Annotated in this window: 4 protein-coding genes and 1 pseudogene; all 5 read left to right on the plus strand. The window is 39.2% G+C overall.

Annotated elements, in window-relative coordinates; genetic code table 11:
* Positions 1-200: 200 nt before the first annotated feature.
* The gene (locus tag ACFE90_RS36565; protein ID WP_375507137.1) at positions 201-764 is read left to right on the plus strand and encodes a response regulator; all 564 of its coding nucleotides are present in this window, start codon (positions 201-203) and stop codon (positions 762-764) included.
* A pseudogene (locus ACFE90_RS36570) lies at positions 719-1,363 on the plus strand (ATP-binding protein); the annotation flags it as partial. The gene ACFE90_RS36565 and the pseudogene ACFE90_RS36570, both read left to right, overlap by 46 nt.
* Positions 1,364-1,667: 304 nt before the next feature.
* Complete coding sequence (locus ACFE90_RS36575) at positions 1,668-2,162, plus strand: response regulator (protein WP_375507134.1); 495 nt, start codon at positions 1,668-1,670, stop codon at positions 2,160-2,162.
* Complete coding sequence (locus tag ACFE90_RS36580) at positions 2,128-4,017, plus strand: response regulator (protein ID WP_375507135.1); 1,890 nt, start codon at positions 2,128-2,130, stop codon at positions 4,015-4,017. Before ACFE90_RS36575 ends, ACFE90_RS36580 begins: the two co-directional genes overlap by 35 nt.
* A gap of 115 nt (positions 4,018-4,132) precedes the next feature.
* On the plus strand, positions 4,133-4,516 hold the full coding sequence (locus tag ACFE90_RS36585) for a nuclear transport factor 2 family protein (RefSeq protein WP_375507136.1): 384 nt from the start codon (positions 4,133-4,135) through the stop codon (positions 4,514-4,516).
* The last annotated feature ends 53 nt before the right edge of the window (positions 4,517-4,569 follow it).

Raw genomic sequence — 4,569 nt, forward strand, 5'->3', positions numbered from 1 at the left:
GAGGGAAAGTCGTTGTGAATCCACCAAAAATTGGACAATTTATTTTTAGGAGTTCCCTAAAACTAATTAATTAGATTGTAGGGTTGAAATTTTTCTGCAATCTCAAATCAAATATTTAAAATTGGCACAGTCATTACTTAATCAGAAAGAACAAGGGACAAATGACTAACCTGATTTTAGTTGTAGACGACGACGATTTAATGCGATCGCATCTGTGTAAGCAATTGACAGAAGCAGGGTATCAGGTGGTAGAAGCGAGTAACGGGTTAGAGGCGATCGCTACCTATACTCGCCTTCACCCAAATATAGTACTGTTGGATGCCATGATGCCAGTGATGGATGGGTTTAGTTGCTGTGTTCAACTGCAAGCACTTCCCGATGGCAAGAATACACCAGTGTTAATGATTACTGCTTTTTCTGATCAGGAATCCGCAGAAAAAGCTTTTGCTATGGGTGCAACTGATTTTATTACCAAGCCGATTCAATGGCCAATATTACATCAAAGATTGCGCCGGATTCTGGAAGCTCATCGGGCTGTGCAGGAATTACGACAGCAAACTACACAGGCACAATTGCGGGAAACTCAACTCAGGATAGCATTAGACGCTGCGGGCATGGGCATCTGGAACTGGGATCTGCTGACGAACAAAATTTCTTGGTCAGATAATCTGGAAGCGCTTTTTGGCTTAGAGAAAGGGACTTTCAACTACACCTATGAAAAAACTTTGGCGATCGCCTCAAAACGACCTGTGGCGACACGTTAACTGAACAGGGACGTGACTATCTAGAACGAATGCAGAATGCTGCATCGAGAATGCAAACATTAATTGAAGACTTGTTAACACTTTCACGAATTACTACCAGAGCGCAACCTTTTGTAACAGTAAATCTCACAAAGATTGCCCAAGAGGTATTGTTTGATTTAGAACTTTATGTGCAGCAAACTGGAGGATGTGTAGAAATAGGAGAATTACCCACCATTGAAGCCGATCCCTTGCAGATGCCTCAATTGCTGCAAAACCTCATTGGTAACGCCCTAAAATTTCACCGCCCACAGATACCACCTGTTATCAAAATCTATAGTCAATTTTTAAACAATCAAGCAGATAACATCCTTGCTAATTCTGAACTTTGTCAAATCATCGTAGAAGATAATGGTATTGGTTTTGAAGAAAAATATCTTAATCGAATTTTTAATGTTTTTCAACGTTTGCATAGTAGCATTGAATACGAAGGCACTGGCATAGGTTTAGCTATCTGTCGGAAAATTATTGAGCGTCATCACGGAAATATCACAGCCCAAAGCATACCTGGGCAAGGATCAAAATTTATGATCGTATTGTCAATGAATTCCCATTCTTGATTTTTATTTCTGGAGAGGGATAATGCTAAACCCCAAAATTAGCTTAATTGTACAACTGCGTCCTGTAATTTGTCGGACTGATGCATTGTACAAATTGACCATCATGTTAAGTATTAATGAGATTCGATTATTCTAGGCTATTGGCGGCTACAACATGCAGTTTGTTGTTAGATATTAACGAAAAAGTGAGCTTTCACAGCTAAACATATAAATTGCATATTTGATTATTTATGTCAATGTAAGAGTTGCCATCTGTGCCAAGTTAATAATTTGTTTCATACTAATACAAAGGAGACGATGCATAGTGAAGGGTGGAGAAACAAACGTCACAATCTTAATGGCTGATGATGAAGACGACGGCATCTTGGTTCGTGAGGCATTGGCAGAAAGTCAATTGCCAATTGAACTATATATCGTAAGTAATGGCGAACAGTTGATAGATTATCTGTACCACCGTGGTGGATATGCTAACAACAGGAGTTTACCGCATCCCGATTTGATTTTATTAGATTTGAATATGCCTAGAATTGGCGGTCTTGAGGCGCTCAAAGAGATAAAAACTGACCCACAATTGCGGCGAATTTCAGTTGTCATACTGTCAACATCACGAAGAGAAGAAGATATATATAATACTTACGATTTGGGCGCAAACTCCTTCATTACTAAGCCAGTGACTTTCGCTTCATTAGTTGAGGTCATGAAAACTCTAGTCAAATACTGGTTTGAAATTGTGAAACTGCCACTAGAAGCAGTGGGAGATAAACATGGACAACAGCCCTATCAAAGTTCTGTTCATTGATGATGACGAAGATGACTATATTTTGACTCGTTATTGGTTGAGTGAATTTCAGGTAGCAAACTGCGAGTTGGAATGGGTGAATAATTATGAAGAAGCAAGGAATGCGATCGCTCGCTACCAACATGACATTTATCTTGTAGACTACCGTTTGGGGCCAGACAGTGGACTGGAACTTTTGCGCGAAGCAATTGCCAACGGCTGTTGTTCTCCAATAATTTTGCTGACTGGTCAGGGCGACTGGGAAATAGATATCGAAGCGATGAAAGCCGGAGCCGCAGATTATCTCGAAAAAAGCCAGTTGACTGCACCTTTGTTAGAGCGTTCTATCCTTTATGCCATTGAGCGCAAACAAACAGAACAGAAAATCCGCGAACAAGCCGCTTTACTAGATGTTGCCACCGATGCGATTTTTGTGTGTGATTTAGACGAGAAAATTTTATTTTGGAATAAAGCCGCTGAGAGCCTGTACAGTTGGAAAAAAGAAGAAGCTATCAATAAAAAGACACGAGAACTCTTGCATGAAAAACATGTGTCTCAAGTTGAAAAAGCACTCAGTATTATGATGAAAAATGGCTCTTGGGAAGGTGAGTTACATCAACAAACAAAATCAGGTAAAGAAATTATTGTTGAAAGCCGTTGGACACTGGTGCATGAATTCGGTAATAAAGCACAATCGATCCTCATTGTTAACACTGACATCACGCAAAAAAAACAACTGGAAGCACAATTTCTCCGCGCCCAGCGATTGGAAAGTATTGGCACTTTAGCCAGTGGTATTGCCCACGACCTAAATAATATTCTTGCCCCGATTCTGATGACAGCCCAACTGTTAGAGCTACAAATCCATGATGAGCGTTCTCGGCGACTATTGCAAATATTGATTACAAACGCTAAACGTGGGGCTACTTTAGTTAAGCAAGTATTATCTTTTACTCGCGGAATTGAGGGCGATCGCACAATATTGCAATTAAAGCATTTAATAGTAGAAATTCAGCAAATTATTAGAGAAACTTTTCCTAAATCCATTGAAGTTTCGACTCAAATTTCGCCAAATCTTTGGACTGTATACGGCGATGCTACCCAATTACATCAAGTACTGATGAATTTGTGTGTCAATGCTCGTGACGCTATGCCAAATGGAGGAACTTTAAAAATATTAGCGGAAAATCTCTTAATTGATGAAAATTATGCAAAGATGCATATAGATGCTAAAGTTGGTCACCACATTGTTATTATTGTTAGTGATGACGGAATTGGTATTCAAACAGAAATATTAGATCGGATATTTGAGCCATTTTTTACTACTAAACAACTTGGGAAAGGTACTGGTCTTGGTCTTTCTACAGTACTTGGCATTATTAAAAGCCACGGCGGTTTTATCGACGTAGTAAGCGTTCAAGGAAAAGGCAGCCAATTTAAGGTATATTTACCAGCACAAGAGACGGCAGAAACTATAGAAGAACAAGAACAGGGATTACCTTCAGGACAAGGAGAATTAATTTTAGTTGTAGATGACGAACCTGCAATTAGAGATGTGACAAAAACATCTCTAGAAAGCCATAACTACAAAGCAATCACAGCTAGTGATGGTATTGAAGCAATAGCTTTATATGCAGAATATCGAGATAAAATATCTCTTGTATTAACTGATATGCTCATGCCGTCAATGGATGGGATAACTACTATCCGCACCCTACGAAAAATTAACCCAAATGTCAAAATTATTGCTGTCAGTGGACTGACTTCGCAGGATAAAGTTAATACAGCTTATGACATGGGTATCAAAGCCTTTTTATCCAAGCCTTATACAGCTAGCCAATTATTGCAAACTATTAGTACAGTCAAAAATAATTAGGAGTTGGGCATTGAGCATTGGGAATTACTAATTTATTTTTCAATACTGAGAGTTATAATTTAGGAATTCCTAACTCCTAACTCTTCACTCATAACTCTTAACTATTTAATTCCCCATGACTAAGGATGAAGTTTTAGCGGCCAATGCGGCTTTTTATCGAGCTTTTGAAAGAAAAGATATTGAGACAATGAGTGCAGTATGGTCACAAGGAACTGGTAGTTTTTGTATTCATCCTGGAAGTAATATACTGCGAGGTTGGAAGGAAATTCGCACCTCTTGGGAGCAGATATTTAAAAACACCGCTTATATTGAAATAAATACAGATATAATTGCTACAGAAGTTACTGAAAAAATTGCTTGTGTTGTGCTGAGAGAAAATGTCTTCCAAGTGGTAGGTGGGAGAAGACTTGAAGCACAATCAACAGCTACAAATATATTTCAGTTCCTTGGCGAGAAGTGGTATTTAATACATCATCACGGTAGCCCAATTTTGCGGTGAGGGAGTCGGAGAGTGGGGGATGGGGGATGAAGGAGCAGGGGAAGTAGAGTAGG

It is taken from the genome of uncultured Nostoc sp. (assembly GCF_964245445.1).
Lineage (GTDB): Bacteria > Cyanobacteriota > Cyanobacteriia > Cyanobacteriales > Nostocaceae > Nostoc.